We start from the raw sequence: 17,750 nt of genomic DNA, 5'->3' as shown, positions 1-17,750 counted from the left end.
AAAAACCCAAACTCCTAATCGGAATTTGGGATTTCTATATTGAAATTTAAAACGAATTAGATTTTAAATCTTTTTCTATCAGTTTCTGTCAAATAAATTTTTCTCAAACGAATAGATTTTGGAGTTACCTCTACATATTCATCTTTTTGAATATATTCTAAAGCCTCTTCAAGAGAGAAAATAATTGGTGGAATAATTCTCGCTTTTTCATCAGCTCCAGAAGAACGAACGTTAGATTGCTTTTTCTCTTTCGTTACGTTTACACACATATCATCACTACGAGAGTTTTCTCCAATTACTTGACCTTCGTAAATTTCAGCATTTGGCTCAACGAAAAACTTACCACGATCTTGTAATTTATCGATAGAATAAGGAATGGCTTTTCCTTTCTCCATAGAAATCAGAGAACCTTTGTTACGTCCAGCAATTTCCCCTTTGAATGGCTCATATCCAATAAAACGGTGTGACATAATAGCCTCACCAGCTGTTGCAGTAAGCAATTGGTTACGTAATCCAATAATTCCACGAGATGGAATATTAAATTTAATAATCATACGTTCTCCTTTTGTTTCCATGCTCAACATTTCACCTTTACGAAGTGTAACGAATTCAACTGCTCTACCTGAAAGATTTTCCGGTAAGTCGATTGTTAATTCCTCGATTGGTTCACATTTTTTACCATCAATTTCCTTAATGATAACTTGTGGTTGTCCAATTTGAAGTTCGTAACCTTCTCTTCTCATTGTTTCAATAAGAACGGATAAATGAAGTACTCCACGACCAAAAACCATGAATTTATCAGCAGAATCAGTTTCACCTAACTTCATAGCTAAGTTTTTCTCTAATTCTTTTGTCAAACGCTCTCTAATATGGCGAGAAGTTACAAACTTACCTTCTTTACCAAAGAAAGGAGAATCATTAATAGTAAACAACATACTCATTGTTGGCTCATCGATAGCAATAGAAGCTAAACCTTCTGGATTTTCAGCATCAGAAATAGTATCTCCAATTTCAAAACCTTCAATACCAACAACTGCACAAATATCTCCAGCAATTACTTCTGTTACTTTTTTACGTCCAAGACCTTCGAAAGTGTGTAACTCTTTAATTCTAGATTTTGTTACCGAACCATCTCTTTTTACCAAAGAAATTGGCATTCCTTCTTTCAAGATACCTCTTTCTAAACGACCAATAGCAATACGTCCTGTAAAAGCAGAGAAATCTAAAGATGTAATCAACATTTGAGGATTTCCTTCTGATACTTTAGGAGCTGGTACATTTTCAACAACCATATCTAATAATGCTTCAACATTATCAGTTACGTTTTCCCAATGATCAGACATCCAATTGTTTTTAGCAGAACCATAAACAGTAGGAAAATCTAACTGCCATTCTTCAGCACCTAATTCAAACATTAAGTCAAAAACTTTTTCATGAACTTCTTCAGGAGTACAGTTTTCTTTATCCACTTTGTTAATAACTACACAAGGCTTAAGACCTAAGTCAATCGCTTTTTGCAATACAAAACGCGTTTGTGGCATTGGTCCTTCAAAAGCATCTACTAGCAAGCATACACCATCGGCCATGTTCAATACACGTTCAACTTCACCTCCAAAATCCGCGTGGCCAGGAGTGTCAATAATATTGATTTTTGTTCCTTTATATTGAACTGATACGTTTTTAGAAGTAATTGTAATACCTCTCTCACGCTCTAAATCGTTATTATCTAAGATTAAATCACCTGTGTTTTCGTTTTCACGAAATAACTGACAGTGATACATAATTTTATCAACCAAAGTTGTTTTACCGTGATCGACGTGGGCAATAATTGCAATGTTTCTAATAGATTCCATCTGTGATTTTTAATGGGCGCAAAGGTACACTTTATTTTCTAAAAAAAAACGTTTCTATCATAGTTTGCGTATATACAATCAATTAGTTAATATGAAACGCCAAAATATCGGCTCCAAAATAATATTAACATATGTTTAGTTATAGTTAATTTAACTATATTTGAAGTAATGAAAAGTAAAACCCTTAAAATTACTCTAATCTATATCAGCATCTCAATAATCGTGGCTGTAACATGTCATAAATTATTTGCTCTTTACTTTTCAGGCCTACAATATCTTTCGCTCTCACTAGTAAAAGACATTTTTTTTATTCTTGCAACTGGATTGGTTTTTAGATACATTCTTTCCAAAAATGAAAACCGAAACAATACTGTTTTTGAAAAACTAAACCAGACCAACGAAGAAATAAAGGAATCAAACGAGAAGTATGACATTGTAGCAAAAGCAACAAGCGACACGATTTGGGACTGGAAAATTCAGGAAGACAGCATAAACTGGAACAAAGGAATTGAAAGTGTTTTTGGATACAATCCAGAAGATGTTGGAAAAAGCTCTAAGTGGTGGTTTGACAAAATTCATCCTGAAGACAGTATTCGAATGTCAATAAAATTATATTCTTTTATTGAACAGAAAACTGAAAAATGGCAAGATCAATACCGTTTTAGATGTGCCGACGGAACTTATAAATATGTCTTAGACAGAGGCTTTTTATTAAAGGATGAAAACGGAAAAGCAACCAGAATGATTGGTGCAATACAAGATATTACTAAACAAAAAGAAGAAGAGCAACGTTTAAAACTTTTAGAAACAGTAATTACACAATCAAAAGATTCTATTTTAATCACAGAAGCAAATTCTCTTGATCGCAAAATTCCTAAAATTGTCTATGTCAATCCTGCCTTTTCTCAAATGTCAGGATATCGATCACATGAAATAATCGGAAAATCAACAAATATATTTAAAGGACCAAAATCCGACTCTGAAGAATTAAAAAAACTTCTCAGAGCTATTAAGAACGAAGAAGAATGTGTAATAGAAACCATAACATACACTAAAACACAAGAAGAATACTGGGTAAGATTTTCAATGATTCCAATTTTCAACAATGAAGGCGTTATCTCACATTGGATTTCAATCCAAAGGGATATTACGGATGAAAAAAAAATGGAGACAGAAAAAGAGCATCTAATCAGAGAATTAACCCAGAACAACAAGGATTTAAAACAGTTTTCTTACATCACATCACACAATTTACGCGCGCCGTTGTCTAATTTGATTGGCCTTCTAAATCTTATTGAAGATCTTCCAATCGAAAATGAAGAACTTGAGGAAATACTGGCAGGCTTTACCAAATCGACACATTTATTAAATGAAACCATTAATGATCTTGTAAAAGTTATCATCATCAAAGACAATCCTTCGATGCAGAAAGAAGAGGTTTCTTTGCAGGAAGTCTTTGAAAACGTATTCAGTCAGCTTTCTTTTCAAATTGAACTTCATAAGCCAATTATAAAGCTTAAATTTGACAAAGTTCCGCAAATTATCACGAACAAAGCATATCTTGAAAGCATTCTGCTTAATTTGCTTACTAATTCTATAAAGTATAAATCTGAAAATAGAAAACTAAAAATCTCTATAATTGCAGAACAAATTGAAAATAAAACAATATTAAGCTTTAAAGACAACGGAATCGGAATTGACTTAGAACGAAACCGGGATAAAATTTTCGGACTTTATCAAAGATTCCATAATTATCCCGACAGCAAAGGACTCGGACTGTACCTTGTTAAGTCTCAGGTCGAAACTATGGGCGGGACGATAAGTATTGACAGCGAAGTCAACAAAGGGACTACATTTACAATAACATTTAAAAACTAAATTATGCTTGAGCAGATTTTATGTATTGATGATGATCCAATCACATTAATGTTATGCAAAAAAGTAATAGCCAGATCATCATTTTCGAATGAGATAATTACTGCACAAAATGGAGAAGAAGCACTGCATTACTTCAACACTTTAAAATATGCCAATACAAAAAGCAACATTAAGCCTGAGCTTATTTTTTTAGATCTCAACATGCCAATAATGGGCGGATGGGAATTTCTTGATCATTTCACCTCTTCTGCTTATTCAGACTTCAATAAAGCAAGCGTCATTGTATTGTCTTCTACCATTGACCCCGATGACTTAGCAAAAGCAAAAAAATACCCCATCATTATAGATTTTCTCTCCAAACCTATTACACAGGCAATGCTAGAATACCTTAAAAAGAAAATTGGTTTACAATAAATTTATAAAATTCAATTTTAAAATTCCAAATTCCAATTTACACAACTGTTGGCATTTGGAATTTATTTTTTCTATTTGAATTTCTTTAGATTCAAGACAAAAAAAAATCCTCTTAAAAAGAGGATTTATTATATCTAATAAATTGTATTAATTACAATTTAGCAACATGTTTAGTTAATTTAGACTTCAAGTTAGAAGCTTTATTATCATGAATGATGTTCTTTTTAGCTAATTTATCAATCATAGAAATTACAGTTGATAATTTTGCCGTTGCATCAGATTTATCAGTAGCTAATCTTAACGCTTTAATAGCATTACGAGTAGTTTTATGCTGATATCTGTTAAGAACTCTTCTCTTTTCGTTGCTTCTGATTCTTTTTAATGCTGACTTATGATTTGCCATTTCTTTTAATTTTAGATGTAATAATTATTATAAATACTAGTTAAAAAAGAAAAACCTCCCACAATTGTCAAAACAATCACTTTGGTTTTAACTAATAAAATAAAAACCGAGACACCAATTTTTATTTTATAAAACTAATTTACAACTAATTTTTTGTAGTCCGTAGGGGAATCGAACCCCTGTTACCAGGATGAAAACCTGGCGTCCTAACCCCTAGACGAACGGACCTTAATTCTCCTAAGTTTGGAAATTTTCAATATGTAATATAACTTGTAGTCCGTGGGGGAATCGAACCCCCCTTACCAGGATGAAAACCTGGCGTCCTAACCGATAGACGAACGGACCATGGTGCTTTTCTAATGCGGATGCAAAGATACATCTATTTTTTATTTGTACAATAGCAAACACAAAAAAAATACACTTTTTTTAATATGCCTTAGCAAACAGCACCCTTTTCGAAGACGGATTCCCAGTAAATACACAGGTTCCCGCTTCTTCGACAGCATCCAAAGGAATACAACGAATCGTAGCTTTTGTTAAGTCTTTTATTTTTTCTTCAGTCTCTGCGGTTCCGTCCCAATGAGCAGAAACAAAACCACCTTTACCGTTTAAAACTTCTTTAAATTCCTCAAAATTATTCACTTGCGTAATATGAGTATCGCGATAATTTAAAGCTTTAGCAAACAAATCATTTTGAATTTGCTCTAATAAGTCATTTATATAATTTTCGATTCCGTCTGCAGAAACCGTTTCTTTTGACAAAGTATCGCGTCTTGCAACCTCAAAAGTTCCATTTTCTAGATCTTTTGGCCCAACTGCAATTCGAACCGGGACACCTTTCAATTCCCATTCTGCAAATTTAAATCCTGGCTTTTGAGTTGTTCTGTCATCAAACTTAACTGTAATTCTTAATTTTCTCAATTTAGCAGTCAAAACACTTGCAGCTTCACTTATTTGAGCCAATTGTTCATCCGTTTTGTAAATCGGAACAATAACAACTTGTATTGGAGCCAAATTTGGAGGCAACACTAGTCCTTGATCATCAGAGTGCGTCATAATCAAAGCCCCCATCAATCTAGTCGAAACCCCCCATGATGTTCCCCAAACGTGTTCCTGTTTACCTTCAGCATTTGCAAATTTCACATCAAACGCCTGAGCGAAATTCTGCCCTAAAAAGTGAGATGTTCCAGCCTGAAGTGCTTTTCCATCTTGCATTAAAGCCTCAATACAATAAGTTTCATCTGCACCTGCAAAACGTTCTGATTCGGTCTTAAAACCTCTCACCACCGGAATCGCCATAAAATTCTGTGCAAAATCAGCATAAACATTCATCATTTTTTCAGATTCCTCCAAAGCCTCCGCTTTTGTAGCATGCGCTGTATGGCCTTCCTGCCATAAAAACTCAGCAGTTCTTAAAAACAAACGCGTACGCATTTCCCAACGCACCACATTTGCCCACTGATTAATCAACAAAGGCAAATCACGATAAGACTGCACCCAACCTTTATAAGTAGACCAAATAATTGCCTCACTAGTTGGACGCACAATAAGTTCTTCTTCTAACTTAGCCTCTGGATCCACCATAAGTTTTCCTGGCCTGCTTTCATCATTTTTTAATCTATAATGTGTTACGACAGCACATTCTTTTGCAAATCCCTCAGCATTTTTTTCCTCAGCTTCAAACATGCTTTTCGGAACAAACAAAGGAAAATAAGCATTCTGATGCCCTGTTTCTTTAAACATTCTATCCAACTCAGCCTGCATTTTTTCCCAAATAGCATATCCGTAAGGCTTGATCACCATACACCCTCTAACTCCCGAATTTTCAGCTAAATCTGCTTTGACAACCAGTTCATTATACCATTTAGAATAATCTTCTGATCTAGTAGTAAGGTTCTTACTCATATTATATAGTTTGGCACAAATTTTGTTTTAAATATTTTTAACTAAATAGTTTGACAAAACTAACTATTTTTGTAATGTGCAACAATAAAAAACACCACAGATATGAAAACTTCTATTTTTCTTCGCCAAAACTCAAATCATTTTTACTTATTAGGATTACTGAGTTTTCTGTTAGCGTCGTGTGGTTCTTACCAAAATACATCTTATCATGATAATGATGGCGTATATGGTAATTCAACAAACACTTATGTACAGAATAATAACTCTAACAGCAATCAATACAAAGATTACTTTAGATCATTACAAGACGACAATCAACCTACCGAAATTTTTACCGATGTAGACAGTTATGGTAATTATCAGGAAGGAGACAGTACACAAACCGCAGATGTTGCATATCCAGCTTGGGGAAGCAGCAATTCTGAGGTCTCTGTAAACGTTTATTCTAATCCAGGATGGTCAATGGGATTCGGATTTGGATACCCTTACTACGGATGGGGATATGGTTACGGCGGCTACTGGGGAGGTTACGGAGGCTGGGGATACCCATACAACAACTGGGGCTGGGGATATCCAGGCTACTGGGGAGCAGGATGGGGATATCCTGGCTACTACTGGGGAGGTGGTTATGCATACAACTATGGCAACTACAATTACGCTTACGGCAGAAGAGGAGGCTCTTCTTCTTACTATGGAAACAGAAATTACACTTCAAACAGACCATATAACTCAAACAGAGCTTATACTACAAACAGAGGATATTCTAGCGATAGGAACTACGTAACCAACCGAGGAAATTTTTCTTCTAGAGGAAACAATACTACTACAACTAGAAATTACAACACAAATAGATCGACAAACTTCAACGACTATAGAAGAAGCTCTGGCGTAAATAACAGAAGTTATAACACTAGTCCAAATTTCACAAACAGAAGAGGTTCATCACCACAAGGCCAAAACAATACGTATGATTACTCTAACAGAAGATCATCAAATAGTACTGCGCCAACGACAAGAAGCTACAACAATAGCAATAGCAATTCGTCTAGATCATACTCATCTCCTAGCCCTTCACGCTCTATGAACAGCAGCGGTGGCGGTGGCGGAAGCAGATCTTACAACGGCGGTGGCGGCGGTGGCGGAATGAGATCTGGAGGAGGTGGCGGTGGCCGAAGATAATACTCATTCACCAAACTAAATTCTATTTTAAAATTCATTCAAATGAAAAAAATATTTTTCCTACTAATAGCAGGACTGAGCGCCAGCGTTTCATATTCGCAAGAAATCTCAGATGCTGTACGTTTTTCACAGAATAACTTAACTGGAACAGCCAGATTTAGAGCAATGAGTGGCGCTTTTGGCGCAGTCGGCGGTGATTTATCAGCAATCAGCGTGAACCCTGCGGGATCTGCAATATTCAACAACAATCAGGTCGGAATCAGCTTTAGCAACCTTAACACTAAAAACAACTCAGAGTATTTCAACACCCAGACTTCAGACAAAGACAACTCTTTTATTCTGAATCAAGCTGGAGCAGTTTTTGTTTTCAATGATAGAAATCCAAACAGCAAATGGAAAAAGATTTCAATTGGAGCGACTTACGAAAACACAAATAACTTCAATAATGACAGTTTTTCAGCCGGAACCAATTTAGGAAATTCGGTAGCGAGTTATTTTTTAGCTTACGCGAATGGAGATGCTTTTAATAGCCCAGTTGCTTTGGGAGACATAACAGGAATTGATTATGAAAATCAATTTTACAATGAGCAACAAGCCTATTTCGGGTATTATGGATTTGTTATCAATCCTGTAACAAACAACAATAATAATACGCAATATACTTCTAATGTACCTGCAGGACCAAAATATCAAGAGAACGAAGTTCGCGAAAGAGGCTATAACAGTAAAGTAAGTTTTAACATCGCTACGTCTTATATGGATCGTATTTATTTCGGAGCAAACTTAAACGTTCATGTCACTGACTACAGAAGAACAAGTAGCTTCTACGAAAGCAACAATAGCCCACTAGAACCTACTGCGACAATCTCCAATTTAAGATTTAATAACGACCTATACACATATGGAAACGGATTTTCATTTCAATTAGGAACAATTGCTAAAGTGACAAACAATTTCAGACTTGGAGTTTCTTACGAATCTAACACATGGTACGAGCTGTATGACGAGATTTCTCAAAGCTTATACACAACCACCCAAGCAGCAAACGGACCAGAAAACTACGCAGATGTTAACCCTAATTTGGTAAACGTTTACGAGTCTTACACATTACAAACGCCTGCAAAATGGACATTTAGTGCTGCGTATGTATTTGGCAAATCCGGTTTATTAAGCATAGATTACGGAATAAAAGATTACAGCAATACAAAATACAAACCAACTGACGATTCTTATTTCAGAAATTTAAATTCACGCATTAGCAATACGCTAACCAGTGTAGGCGAATTGAGAATCGGGGGTGAATACAAAATAAAACAGCTAAGCCTTAGAGGAGGATACCGTTTTGAAGGAAGTCCGTACAAAGACGGTTCAACCATTGGAGACCTTACTAGTTATTCAGGAGGTCTAGGTTATAATTTTGGAGGAACAAAACTAGATTTAGCCTATTCTTACTTCGAAAGAAAGTCTAATCAAGATTTTTTCAGCAAAGGCCAAACTGGTGCTCCTAACATGCTGACGAAGATGAACAACGTGACCCTAACCCTATTATTTGAATTGTAATTAAAAATTAATAGATGAATGAAAAATTCCGTCAGACTTATATCTGACGGTTTTTTTTATTACAATAAACCACTTTTTCTATTTCTTACGATAAATCTGAAAAAACAATACACTAAGGCAAAAGTTACTTCATAAAAAACATCTAAAAGCAACCGAAACTAGTGTGATTGAATAAAAAAAGTGTAATTTTGCACTCCAATTTATAAAAGTATGAGAACCAAGTCTTTAAAAAAGAATAAAATCAATGTAATCACTCTTGGGTGTTCAAAAAATGTTTATGACAGCGAAGTGCTTATGGGACAGCTTCGCGCAAATGGAAAAGAAGTTGAACACGAAGCTCCTGCAGAAAAAGAAGGAAACATTATCGTTATAAATACCTGTGGATTTATAGACAATGCTAAAGCAGAATCTGTAAACATGATTTTGGAGTATGCTGACAAAAAAGAAAGAGGAGTTGTAGACAAAGTTTTCGTTACTGGATGCTTATCTGAGCGTTACCGTCCAGATTTAGAAAAAGAAATTCCAAACGTTGACCAATATTTCGGGACAACCGAATTGCCGCAGTTGCTAAAAGCGCTTGGAGCCGATTATAAACATGAACTTTTAGGAGAACGTTTAACCACAACTCCAAAAAATTATGCCTATTTAAAAATTGCCGAAGGATGTGACCGTCCATGTAGTTTTTGCGCTATTCCGCTAATGCGAGGATCTCACGTTTCGCAGCCAATTGAAAAATTAGTTAAAGAAGCACAAGGCCTAGCTAAAAACGGAGTAAAAGAATTGATTTTAATTGCACAAGACCTAACTTATTACGGTCTTGATCTTTACAAAAAAAGAAATCTTGCTGAGTTACTAGAAGAACTTGCTAAGGTTGAAGGAATTGAATGGATTCGTCTGCACTACGCTTACCCAACCGGTTTCCCAATGGATGTCTTACAATTAATGAAAAGAGAGCCAAAAATCTGTAATTATATTGACATTCCGTTACAGCATATTTCCGATTCAATCTTAAAATCTATGCGACGCGGAACAACTCAGGCTAAGACTACACAACTTTTAAAAGATTTCCGCGCTGCTGTTCCGGGCATGGCAATTAGAACAACCTTAATTGTTGGATATCCAGGCGAAACACAGGAAGATTTTGAAATTCTGAAAGATTTTGTTCAGGAAATGAAGTTTGACAGAATGGGATGCTTCGCTTACTCGCACGAAGAAAACACACATGCTTATCTTTTGGAAGATAATGTTCCAGACGACGTAAAACAAGCTAGAGCAAACGAAATCATGGAATTGCAGTCTCAAATTTCATGGGATTTGAACCAAGAAAAAGTAGGCAAAACTTTTAGATGCATTATTGACAGAAAAGAAGGTGCGCATTTTGTAGGCAGAACCGAATTTGACAGCCCAGATGTTGACAATGAAGTTCTGATTGACGCTTCTAAACATTACGTAAAAACAGGCGAATTTGTTAATATAAAAATAATTGAAGCGACAGAATTTGATTTATACGGAGAACCTGCTTAAATTTACACGTAACAATTGTTAACTACTGATAAACTACTTTTATGAAACCAATTCAAACCTTATTTCTATTAGCTTTAAGCTTATTCTGTTTCAATTCTGTTTCTGCACAATATGGAAACGGATACTACAATAATGGCTATGGAGGCGGTTATGGAAGAGGTGGCGGAATGGGTATGGACAGAAGCATGATGTCTGGTCCTCAGAGCTCACCAAGCAAGCCCAAAGAAATTCCGGCAGAGGAAACTGCGGCACAAATAGTAGAACAAATGAAACCAGAAGTCAACCTTGATGAACTTCAAGCAATTGCCATCACGAATGTTTTGGCTGACAGCATGAAAGAACAAGGAATTTTATTAAAAAATGAAAGCAGCAGCCAGGATGAAAAAATCGAACAGATTAAAGCTTTAAGAGAAAGCACGAATAAAAAAATCAATTCATTCTTAAATCCTGACCAGATAGCAAAATACACTGCTTTTATGGAGAATTTCAAAGAAATCAAGAAGCCAAAAAACAAAAAGAAAAAAGACAAAGACTCTAAAGCAACTAAAGAAGTAAAAGAAAATCTAGATACGAAAGATCAATTATAGCCGTTTAAAATAGTATAAAATAAAGAATTTATGGCAAAGAAACACTTTTGTTATCTGATTTTAGCAGTTATAATAAGCGCTTGTTCTACAAATCCGTATAAGTCAACTGAAAAGGCTTATGACCAACAGCTTAAAACGCTTGAAAATCAAATCACAAACAAAGAGGCACAGGCAATTCCTGCCGTAAGTCCAGTAGTGATTGACACTTCATATGCACTTCAATTAGGAATTGTAAAAGATACATTGTCTAAAACTGGGTCAACTTCTCTGGTAAACGGAATATCAACAGAATGGATTGGAACTGTAAATTTCAATCTTAGAAAACCAAGCTTTGTAATCATACATCACACTGCACAGGATTCGCTGCAGCAAACTATCAACACTTTTACTAAAACCAGAACACAGGTTAGTTCTCATTATGTAATTTCTGAGAACGGAAAAGTTGTACAGATGCTAAATGATTATTTAAGAGCTTGGCATGCAGGAAATTCAACTTGGGGAAAAAACACAGACCTAAACTCCAGTTCAATCGGAATTGAATTAGACAACAATGGCTTTAAACCTTTCACAGAAGCACAAATCAGCAGTTTGGTTGCTTTGTTGAGTAAGTTGAAAAAAGACTACAATATACCGACCCAAAACTTTTTAGGACATGCAGATATTGCACCTGGAAGGAAACAAGACCCAAGTGCTTTATTTCCTTGGAAAACTTTGGCAGAAAAAGGCTTCGGAATTTGGCCGGATGAAGTTCTGGAACCCGCTCCTTTTGATTTTAAAATTGAGACAGCTTTACGAATTATAGGTTACAACACCAAAAATCTAACTGCAGCAATTCAAGCTTTTAAGTTACATTATATTCAAACTGATGTAACTTCAGTTTTAGACAGAAAAACAATCGATACTATTTATTCGATTTATAAAAAACAGGTTCAATAAAACCTCATCATTTAAAAATCATAAAGCGCTTCTGGAATACAGAAGCGTTTTTTTTTGCTTCTAAAAAAAAACGATTTTAACCTTTCTAACCAAACGAGCTTGCATTTGAAAAATAATACTTATACACATTTCAATCAAACGTTCCTACGGAACATCTAATCGCAATCATCTATAATTTTTTCTACCGACGAAACATTCCTACGGAATGAAGTAGCTTATAAAATAACAGATTCTGACAGCTTTTTTTTAAACTGTACGATTTATAATGTTTTTAACTTGAAATTTGAGCTCAAACTTCAAACCTGAAGCTCGAAACTCGAAAACTGAAACTTCAAAAATCCATAAAAATAAAAAAGCTGCCAAAACATAAATATGTTTCGACAGCTCCAAAAAAAAAAAAAAAATATCAATCTTTATCTCTAGAAAGAGTATGTTGTTGCAAGTAAACCGAAGAACGAACCTCCTGTCGGTGCTGCATCTTTGTCTAAGAAAATATCATTAGATGCTGCATCATATCTCAACTCAGGAATGATTGTCAGCTTTCCAACTTTATAATTTAACGAAACTGTATTTGCGAACACGCTTGACCCTGTTAATGTCCCTAAACTAGGGGCTGCATCTTTGGCATCAAAATATTCAATTCTGTACGCCAGTAACAATGATGGGCTGAATGAATAATTAGCATATCCTACTACAGAAAACCATTCACCGTCTAAAGTACTGTCAAAATCATTCTTAGTTTTAGCATACGTAGCATTTAAACCAAGCCCAAAACTATCTGTGATAGATTTAGAAGCTGTCAAATCAAACTGAGTTTTATTCTCGTCAGAGGCAGGATTGCTGCTTCCTGATGTAAAATTCAAATAAGCGCTTCCTGTATCTCCAATATATCCAACTTGTCCGATATATGTTTTTTGACTTGAACCAGCATCCATAGCCGATTTAAAATCGGTTGGGTTTGTAATCCCCAACATAGCCGTAAATTTTCCTGATGTGTACTGAGCTTTCACTCCCGTATTAAAAAACGGCCCGTAAGAAAAGGCATAAGACATACTGTAGTTTTTATTGTCTACAGCATCTAAAACCTCGTATCCAATATGCGTACCGAAACTACCTGCCACAACTTTAAATTCATCAGTCAAATTGTATGTAAAATATAATTGTTTAATTAAAAATTTTGCGTTAATATCTTTATCTGTTGTTTCATTATATGAAAATTCTCCTGCTCTTTTTCCGAAACCTAAGTCTACAAAAACGGAAGCTTTCCCGAAAGTATGACCTGCTTCTATAGAAGCCATCCCTAATTCGAATGAATCTTGTGAGTTGGTAAAGCTCGTCAATCCATTCATTTGTTTAGAAAAATCATATTTATAGTACATGTCTGCAGATCCCCCCCAAGTTGTTGCTGGTGGTGAGGCAGCTTCTTCATCTTGGGCAATAGCGAAAGAACTTGTTAACATAGCGGCTAAAACGTGAAATACTTTTTTCATGGTTTAAATTGGTTTTTAGTTATTAATTGATTCTGGTTAGTTAATCTTTTATATATCTATTTAATAGCATAGTCATTCTAAAACCTCAAAGTCACCCCTTTATCTCCTTCATTTTCATTAGCGAATTTATTAACTTTTGTATCAGTAGAATAATCCAAAACCACTTTTTTGTCGTTTTAGATGAAGAATTACGGATTACAAAAATTAACATCTCAATAATCGTTATTTGATATTATTCAATAATTATTTTTGAAAATTCAACAACTAAAAAAACACCAATAACACCAAATTTTACATAGCAAATTCAAAATAAGTAGTAAAAAACAGCGTTTTTTAAACACAAAAAGATTTAAAAAACCAAACATACCCTATTTATTTAGGGGGTAGATTAAAAAACAATAAAAACAAATCATTTAAACACTGATTTTAAAACCCACATAAAACAACGATACGGGCTGAATAAAATTCCTACAAAAAAAAACCACACAAGCAAGCTTCTACGCATCGACTTACACCTGTTCCTAAACACTCAAAAACAACAAAGCCTGTTCAATTTTGAACAGGCTTTGAATAGCTAAAAAGAAATATTCTTATTCTTTATTATATTTCCTTAAATACTCCCGAATCTTAATTCCTGATTCTTTTAAATCTTTATCTTTCCATTTACCTTCAGAATTTGCAGATTTATTTAAAATAGAGCAAGTTTCGTCTTTATCAGAAACAGACCATGTAATCCAACTTAATTTATGATTTTCCATCCAATCTATATATTCTTGCCAAGATTGGTAGTTTAAAGGACCGTCTCCAGTAGCCTCCATACCGGCAGATTCAGAAATAAAAATCGGAAGACCACTTTTTATTGCTTCGTCAGTACGGTCTCTTAATTCTTTGCCGTGTGTAGCCGCATAAAAATGCATTGTGTACATTATATTGTTATACCCAAGTATTGGATCTGAGGCAGGAAGATTTATATCTTGATCCCAATGCGGACATCCAACCAAAATAATATTATCTGGATCGTTTTGTCTGATTATACGAATTATCTCTTCAGCATAGCTTTTTACTTCATTCCAAGTTTCATAATCAGGCTCGTTAAACACTTCATATATTATATTGGGATATGTCGCATATTTCTTTGAAATTTCAGCAAAGAACTCTTTTGCTTCTTTTAAATTAACATTATGACTATGCCAATCGATAATAACATAAATATCAGATTGAATAGCGCCATTTACCACAGCTTCAATCTTTTCTTTAGAAAATTGTGGATTTTTTAGGTATGAAAACTCTCCAAGTTCAATTCCCATTGCAGCTCTGACTACATTACAATTAAAATCTTTTTTGAGCCAGTGTACTGTTTTTTCACTGTAAAATCTCGGCCACATACTGTGCCATCCAAAACTCATTCCGCGTAAAACAACCGGATTTTTATTCTGATCTATTAATTGCGTTCCTTGCACACTCAATTTTCCGTGTCTTTGTACAAACTGAGCATTTGAGACGAACGACATCCAAAAAAGCAATATAAAGATTGTGCTATTATACTTCATTATTCTTGTATTTACGGAATTAGCTTTAAAGTCACAACATCATGCGAATCGATTGCAGCAGTAAAAACTTTTTTTGTGTTTCCCGTTTCTTTATTCTTCCATAAATCTTTAATTTTAAAAACGGTTGTGTTAAAAACTGCTTCATAACCAAAATCAGCATCTTTAAAAACATTCTTTTTCCAATCAAAAGTAATTTTCTTAAGACTGTCTGTTCTGTTTAAAAACGAAACTGCCCAGGCGCCTTCTGAAAGAGGTTTTACCCAGACCTCCACCCCATCGACAACAGCATATTTAAATCCCTGAACACCTAGCTTATCCTGATTTACTGCCAACATTTCTTTGTTGGTCAGAATCGCTAAAGTTTCCTTAGACATTTTACGATAATCATTTCCGGTAAATAACGGAGAAGCCATCATGCACCACATGGCAAAATGCGATTTGTCTTCGGTGTCATTCATTTCGTTTCCAACCTCCATCATATCAAAATCATTCCAATGATCTGGACCGGAATATTTACGAATATCTTTTCTCATATCAACAATTTTCATAAATCCCCACGAAGACCAGTTTTCGGGATGTTTGAATTCGCAGTCAAAACAAGGATAAATATCGCCAGAAATTCTCCAAAGATTCCCAACCGGTTTTCCCCATTCCCAAGGCTGATTATCACCCCATTCACAGAGGCTGAAAACAATTGGTTTTCCGGCAGTTTTAAGAGCATTACTCATTGTTGTATAGGCTTCCTTCGCAGTAATTCCTTCCGTATTACACCAATCGTATTTTAAGAAATCAATTCCTAATTTGGCATAAAAACGAGCATCCTGATATTCGTAGCCACGAGTTCCTGGATATCCAGCACAGGTTTTTGTCCCTGCACAGTTATACAATCCAAACTTTAAACCTTTACTGTGCACATAGTCAATCAAAGATTTCATTCCGTTAGGAAATTTCACAGGGTCTGGAACCAAGTCACCATTTGCGTCACGATTGTGTGTCATCCATCCATCATCCAAAACTATATAATTGTAACCCGCAGTAGCTAAACCAGACGAAACCATAATATGGGCGGTTTCTTTGACCAATTTCTCATCGATATTGGTTGCGAAAGTATTCCACGAGTTCCATCCCATTGGAGGAGTCATTGCCAGACCTTCAAATTTTCCTGCCTGCTGTGTATGCATATTTCCTTGTCCAAAAGAAATTATCGAAAAACATACCGCTAACAACAAAGTGATTTTCTTCATTTTTTATTTTTTTTAAATAATGTATAAATAATAAGCAGCATACTTAAAATGTATGCTGCTATGGCATATAAAGGATTTCAATAGAAATACAGATTAAACTCTCTGTAAAAGCTTATTAATTCACAATTAGATTTTTAGACCGCGTATTTCCGTCTGCATACATCACTTGGACAACGTAGACTCCAGAAACTAAAGACGCACCAACCGCACTTCTTAACGCATACGAAGTTGAAGTGCTCGACGTAGAAAGAGGAAATGTCGTGCTTAATGTACCGCTTGTATTGTAAATACGGCATACAGATGGATTTCCGAAAGAAGTTATCACAGGCGCAACAATAGTCAAGTATCCATTAGAATAAGGATTTGGTGCAACTGAAAAATCATAATTTGTCGATACCGAATTATTAGCGCAGTTTGTCAAATTTAACGAAACTGCATTTCCGTAAGAAGTTGTAGTTACCGAATTAGACGCACAACCCGACGATCCTGTTGTGCTCGTTATATTGTATATAAAATAATTTTGTCCGTTTAATGGTAGTTTTAACTCAAACACTCTATTCGTAATTGGCGTAACAATCACGCTCGGATCTGCTACTGTAGGCGAAATCGAAAAACTAGTGTTAGGACTCGGATTAGGATTTGTAGTTACGGTAAGATTTATAATATGATATTGTGTCGTACAATAATCTGTAGTTTTTGTAACCGAATAACTTGGTGTTACTGGTGGTGTTACTGTTTGAAAATTGAAATTCGGCGTCACGGCAACCAGAACACCATCTAAAAAAAAGCTCGCATAAATATAATGGGGAGATGATATAATATTTCCTGACTTCATTACTACTTTCGTTAATGCTGTTGGAGAAGGATTTCCTGCAAAAGTTATCCCAGAATTAGGAGATGCTGTCCAAACTATATTATTATAAGTGCCTGCTGCCGGAGGATTGACAATGGTATACGTAGGATTGCTTGCAATGCAATAAGGATTATTACCAGTAATATATTGTGCATGTCCGATTGAGATTAACAATAGAAAAAAAGCGATAGTTGAATAAAATTTTCTTCTAAAATTAGCAACGTTTAAAAAGTAATTGTTCTTCATAATTATAATTTTTTAGGGTTAAATAGTATCCGTAAATTTAAGCATCGGCATTACACAGTTTTGATACTATTTTATTAAAAATCAATACTATATCTTCAGTTTTAGAAAGAATTTTCTTTAATAAAAAA

At 34.9% G+C, this 17,750-nt stretch carries 14 protein-coding genes and 2 tRNA genes; 7 read left to right on the top strand and 9 right to left on the bottom strand.

Annotation, left to right across the window (positions count from 1 at the left end):
• Window positions 1-56: 56 nt before the first annotated feature.
• A complete protein-coding gene (gene typA / locus ACFFLS_RS23460; protein WP_379682984.1) occupies window positions 57-1,853 on the bottom strand; it encodes a translational GTPase TypA in 1,797 nt (598 codons plus the stop codon).
• A gap of 168 nt (window positions 1,854-2,021) precedes the next feature.
• Here typA and ACFFLS_RS23455 point away from each other — a divergent pair, with 168 nt between their 5' ends.
• Window positions 2,022-3,731, top strand: a complete 1,710-nt coding sequence (locus ACFFLS_RS23455; RefSeq protein ID WP_379682985.1) for a PAS domain-containing sensor histidine kinase — start codon at window positions 2,022-2,024, stop codon at window positions 3,729-3,731.
• Window positions 3,732-3,734: 3 nt separating this feature from the next.
• The gene (locus ACFFLS_RS23450) at window positions 3,735-4,145 is read left to right on the top strand and encodes a response regulator (RefSeq protein ID WP_379682986.1); all 411 of its coding nucleotides are present in this window, start codon (window positions 3,735-3,737) and stop codon (window positions 4,143-4,145) included.
• A 151-nt stretch (window positions 4,146-4,296) separates the two neighbouring features.
• Here ACFFLS_RS23450 and rpsT read toward each other — a convergent pair whose 3' ends face one another.
• The 4 genes from rpsT to proS form a co-directional block, all read right to left on the bottom strand.
• Window positions 4,297-4,548 carry a 30S ribosomal protein S20 gene (rpsT, locus tag ACFFLS_RS23445; protein WP_089052957.1) on the bottom strand — a complete coding sequence of 84 codons (252 nt, stop codon included), beginning with the start codon at window positions 4,546-4,548 and terminating at the stop codon, window positions 4,297-4,299.
• A 156-nt stretch (window positions 4,549-4,704) separates the two neighbouring features.
• Window positions 4,705-4,776: transfer RNA gene (locus ACFFLS_RS23440), tRNA-Glu, on the bottom strand.
• Window positions 4,777-4,821: 45 nt separating this feature from the next.
• Window positions 4,822-4,893 (bottom strand) — tRNA-Glu (locus ACFFLS_RS23435).
• 81 nt (window positions 4,894-4,974) lie between these two features.
• Window positions 4,975-6,453, bottom strand: a complete 1,479-nt coding sequence (gene proS / locus ACFFLS_RS23430; protein ID WP_379682987.1) for a proline--tRNA ligase — start codon at window positions 6,451-6,453, stop codon at window positions 4,975-4,977.
• 102 nt (window positions 6,454-6,555) lie between these two features.
• Here proS and ACFFLS_RS23425 point away from each other — a divergent pair, with 102 nt between their 5' ends.
• The 5 genes from ACFFLS_RS23425 to ACFFLS_RS23405 all read left to right on the top strand — a co-directional run bounded on the left by ACFFLS_RS23425 (window position 6,556) and on the right by ACFFLS_RS23405 (window position 12,239).
• A complete protein-coding gene (locus ACFFLS_RS23425; protein WP_379682988.1) occupies window positions 6,556-7,632 on the top strand; it encodes a hypothetical protein in 1,077 nt (358 codons plus the stop codon).
• Window positions 7,633-7,674: 42 nt separating this feature from the next.
• The gene (locus tag ACFFLS_RS23420) at window positions 7,675-9,192 is read left to right on the top strand and encodes an OmpP1/FadL family transporter (protein ID WP_379682989.1); all 1,518 of its coding nucleotides are present in this window, start codon (window positions 7,675-7,677) and stop codon (window positions 9,190-9,192) included.
• A gap of 210 nt (window positions 9,193-9,402) precedes the next feature.
• Window positions 9,403-10,716 carry a 30S ribosomal protein S12 methylthiotransferase RimO gene (gene rimO / locus ACFFLS_RS23415; RefSeq protein ID WP_379682990.1) on the top strand — a complete coding sequence of 438 codons (1,314 nt, stop codon included), beginning with the start codon at window positions 9,403-9,405 and terminating at the stop codon, window positions 10,714-10,716.
• Window positions 10,717-10,757: 41 nt separating this feature from the next.
• Window positions 10,758-11,303 (top strand): hypothetical protein, encoded by a 546-nt coding sequence (locus tag ACFFLS_RS23410; protein WP_379682991.1) that lies wholly within the window; start codon window positions 10,758-10,760, stop codon window positions 11,301-11,303.
• Between the two features lie 30 nt (window positions 11,304-11,333).
• The gene (locus ACFFLS_RS23405) at window positions 11,334-12,239 is read left to right on the top strand and encodes an N-acetylmuramoyl-L-alanine amidase (RefSeq protein ID WP_379682992.1); all 906 of its coding nucleotides are present in this window, start codon (window positions 11,334-11,336) and stop codon (window positions 12,237-12,239) included.
• Between the two features lie 419 nt (window positions 12,240-12,658).
• Here ACFFLS_RS23405 and ACFFLS_RS23400 read toward each other — a convergent pair whose 3' ends face one another.
• The 4 genes from ACFFLS_RS23400 to ACFFLS_RS23385 form a co-directional block, all read right to left on the bottom strand.
• Window positions 12,659-13,729, bottom strand: a complete 1,071-nt coding sequence (locus tag ACFFLS_RS23400; RefSeq protein ID WP_379682993.1) for an outer membrane beta-barrel protein — start codon at window positions 13,727-13,729, stop codon at window positions 12,659-12,661.
• A gap of 590 nt (window positions 13,730-14,319) precedes the next feature.
• A complete protein-coding gene (locus tag ACFFLS_RS23395; RefSeq protein WP_379682994.1) occupies window positions 14,320-15,279 on the bottom strand; it encodes a glycoside hydrolase family 5 protein in 960 nt (319 codons plus the stop codon).
• Between the two features lie 11 nt (window positions 15,280-15,290).
• Complete coding sequence (locus ACFFLS_RS23390) at window positions 15,291-16,523, bottom strand: glycoside hydrolase family 27 protein (protein WP_379682995.1); 1,233 nt, start codon at window positions 16,521-16,523, stop codon at window positions 15,291-15,293.
• Between the two features lie 115 nt (window positions 16,524-16,638).
• Window positions 16,639-17,622, bottom strand: coding sequence for a T9SS type A sorting domain-containing protein (locus ACFFLS_RS23385; protein ID WP_379682996.1), 984 nt, complete (start codon window positions 17,620-17,622; stop codon window positions 16,639-16,641).
• Window positions 17,623-17,750 lie beyond the last annotated feature (128 nt).

This window comes from Flavobacterium procerum, from assembly GCF_042431625.1.
Lineage (GTDB): Bacteria > Bacteroidota > Bacteroidia > Flavobacteriales > Flavobacteriaceae > Flavobacterium > Flavobacterium procerum.
The sequence above is the reverse complement of the archived record's forward strand: the minus strand, read 5'-3'. Positions and strand labels throughout refer to the sequence as shown.

Coding starts and splice junctions, on each gene's coding strand:
- typA (WP_379682984.1), bottom strand. CDS start 1,853: ATGGAATCTATTAGAAACATTGCAATTATTGCCCACGTCGATCACGGT.
- ACFFLS_RS23455 (WP_379682985.1), top strand. CDS start 2,022: ATGAAAAGTAAAACCCTTAAAATTACTCTAATCTATATCAGCATCTCA.
- ACFFLS_RS23450 (WP_379682986.1), top strand. CDS start 3,735: ATGCTTGAGCAGATTTTATGTATTGATGATGATCCAATCACATTAATG.
- rpsT (WP_089052957.1), bottom strand. CDS start 4,548: ATGGCAAATCATAAGTCAGCATTAAAAAGAATCAGAAGCAACGAAAAG.
- proS (WP_379682987.1), bottom strand. CDS start 6,453: ATGAGTAAGAACCTTACTACTAGATCAGAAGATTATTCTAAATGGTAT.
- ACFFLS_RS23425 (WP_379682988.1), top strand. CDS start 6,556: ATGAAAACTTCTATTTTTCTTCGCCAAAACTCAAATCATTTTTACTTA.
- ACFFLS_RS23420 (WP_379682989.1), top strand. CDS start 7,675: ATGAAAAAAATATTTTTCCTACTAATAGCAGGACTGAGCGCCAGCGTT.
- rimO (WP_379682990.1), top strand. CDS start 9,403: ATGAGAACCAAGTCTTTAAAAAAGAATAAAATCAATGTAATCACTCTT.
- ACFFLS_RS23410 (WP_379682991.1), top strand. CDS start 10,758: ATGAAACCAATTCAAACCTTATTTCTATTAGCTTTAAGCTTATTCTGT.
- ACFFLS_RS23405 (WP_379682992.1), top strand. CDS start 11,334: ATGGCAAAGAAACACTTTTGTTATCTGATTTTAGCAGTTATAATAAGC.
- ACFFLS_RS23400 (WP_379682993.1), bottom strand. CDS start 13,729: ATGAAAAAAGTATTTCACGTTTTAGCCGCTATGTTAACAAGTTCTTTC.
- ACFFLS_RS23395 (WP_379682994.1), bottom strand. CDS start 15,279: ATGAAGTATAATAGCACAATCTTTATATTGCTTTTTTGGATGTCGTTC.
- ACFFLS_RS23390 (WP_379682995.1), bottom strand. CDS start 16,523: ATGAAGAAAATCACTTTGTTGTTAGCGGTATGTTTTTCGATAATTTCT.
- ACFFLS_RS23385 (WP_379682996.1), bottom strand. CDS start 17,622: ATGAAGAACAATTACTTTTTAAACGTTGCTAATTTTAGAAGAAAATTT.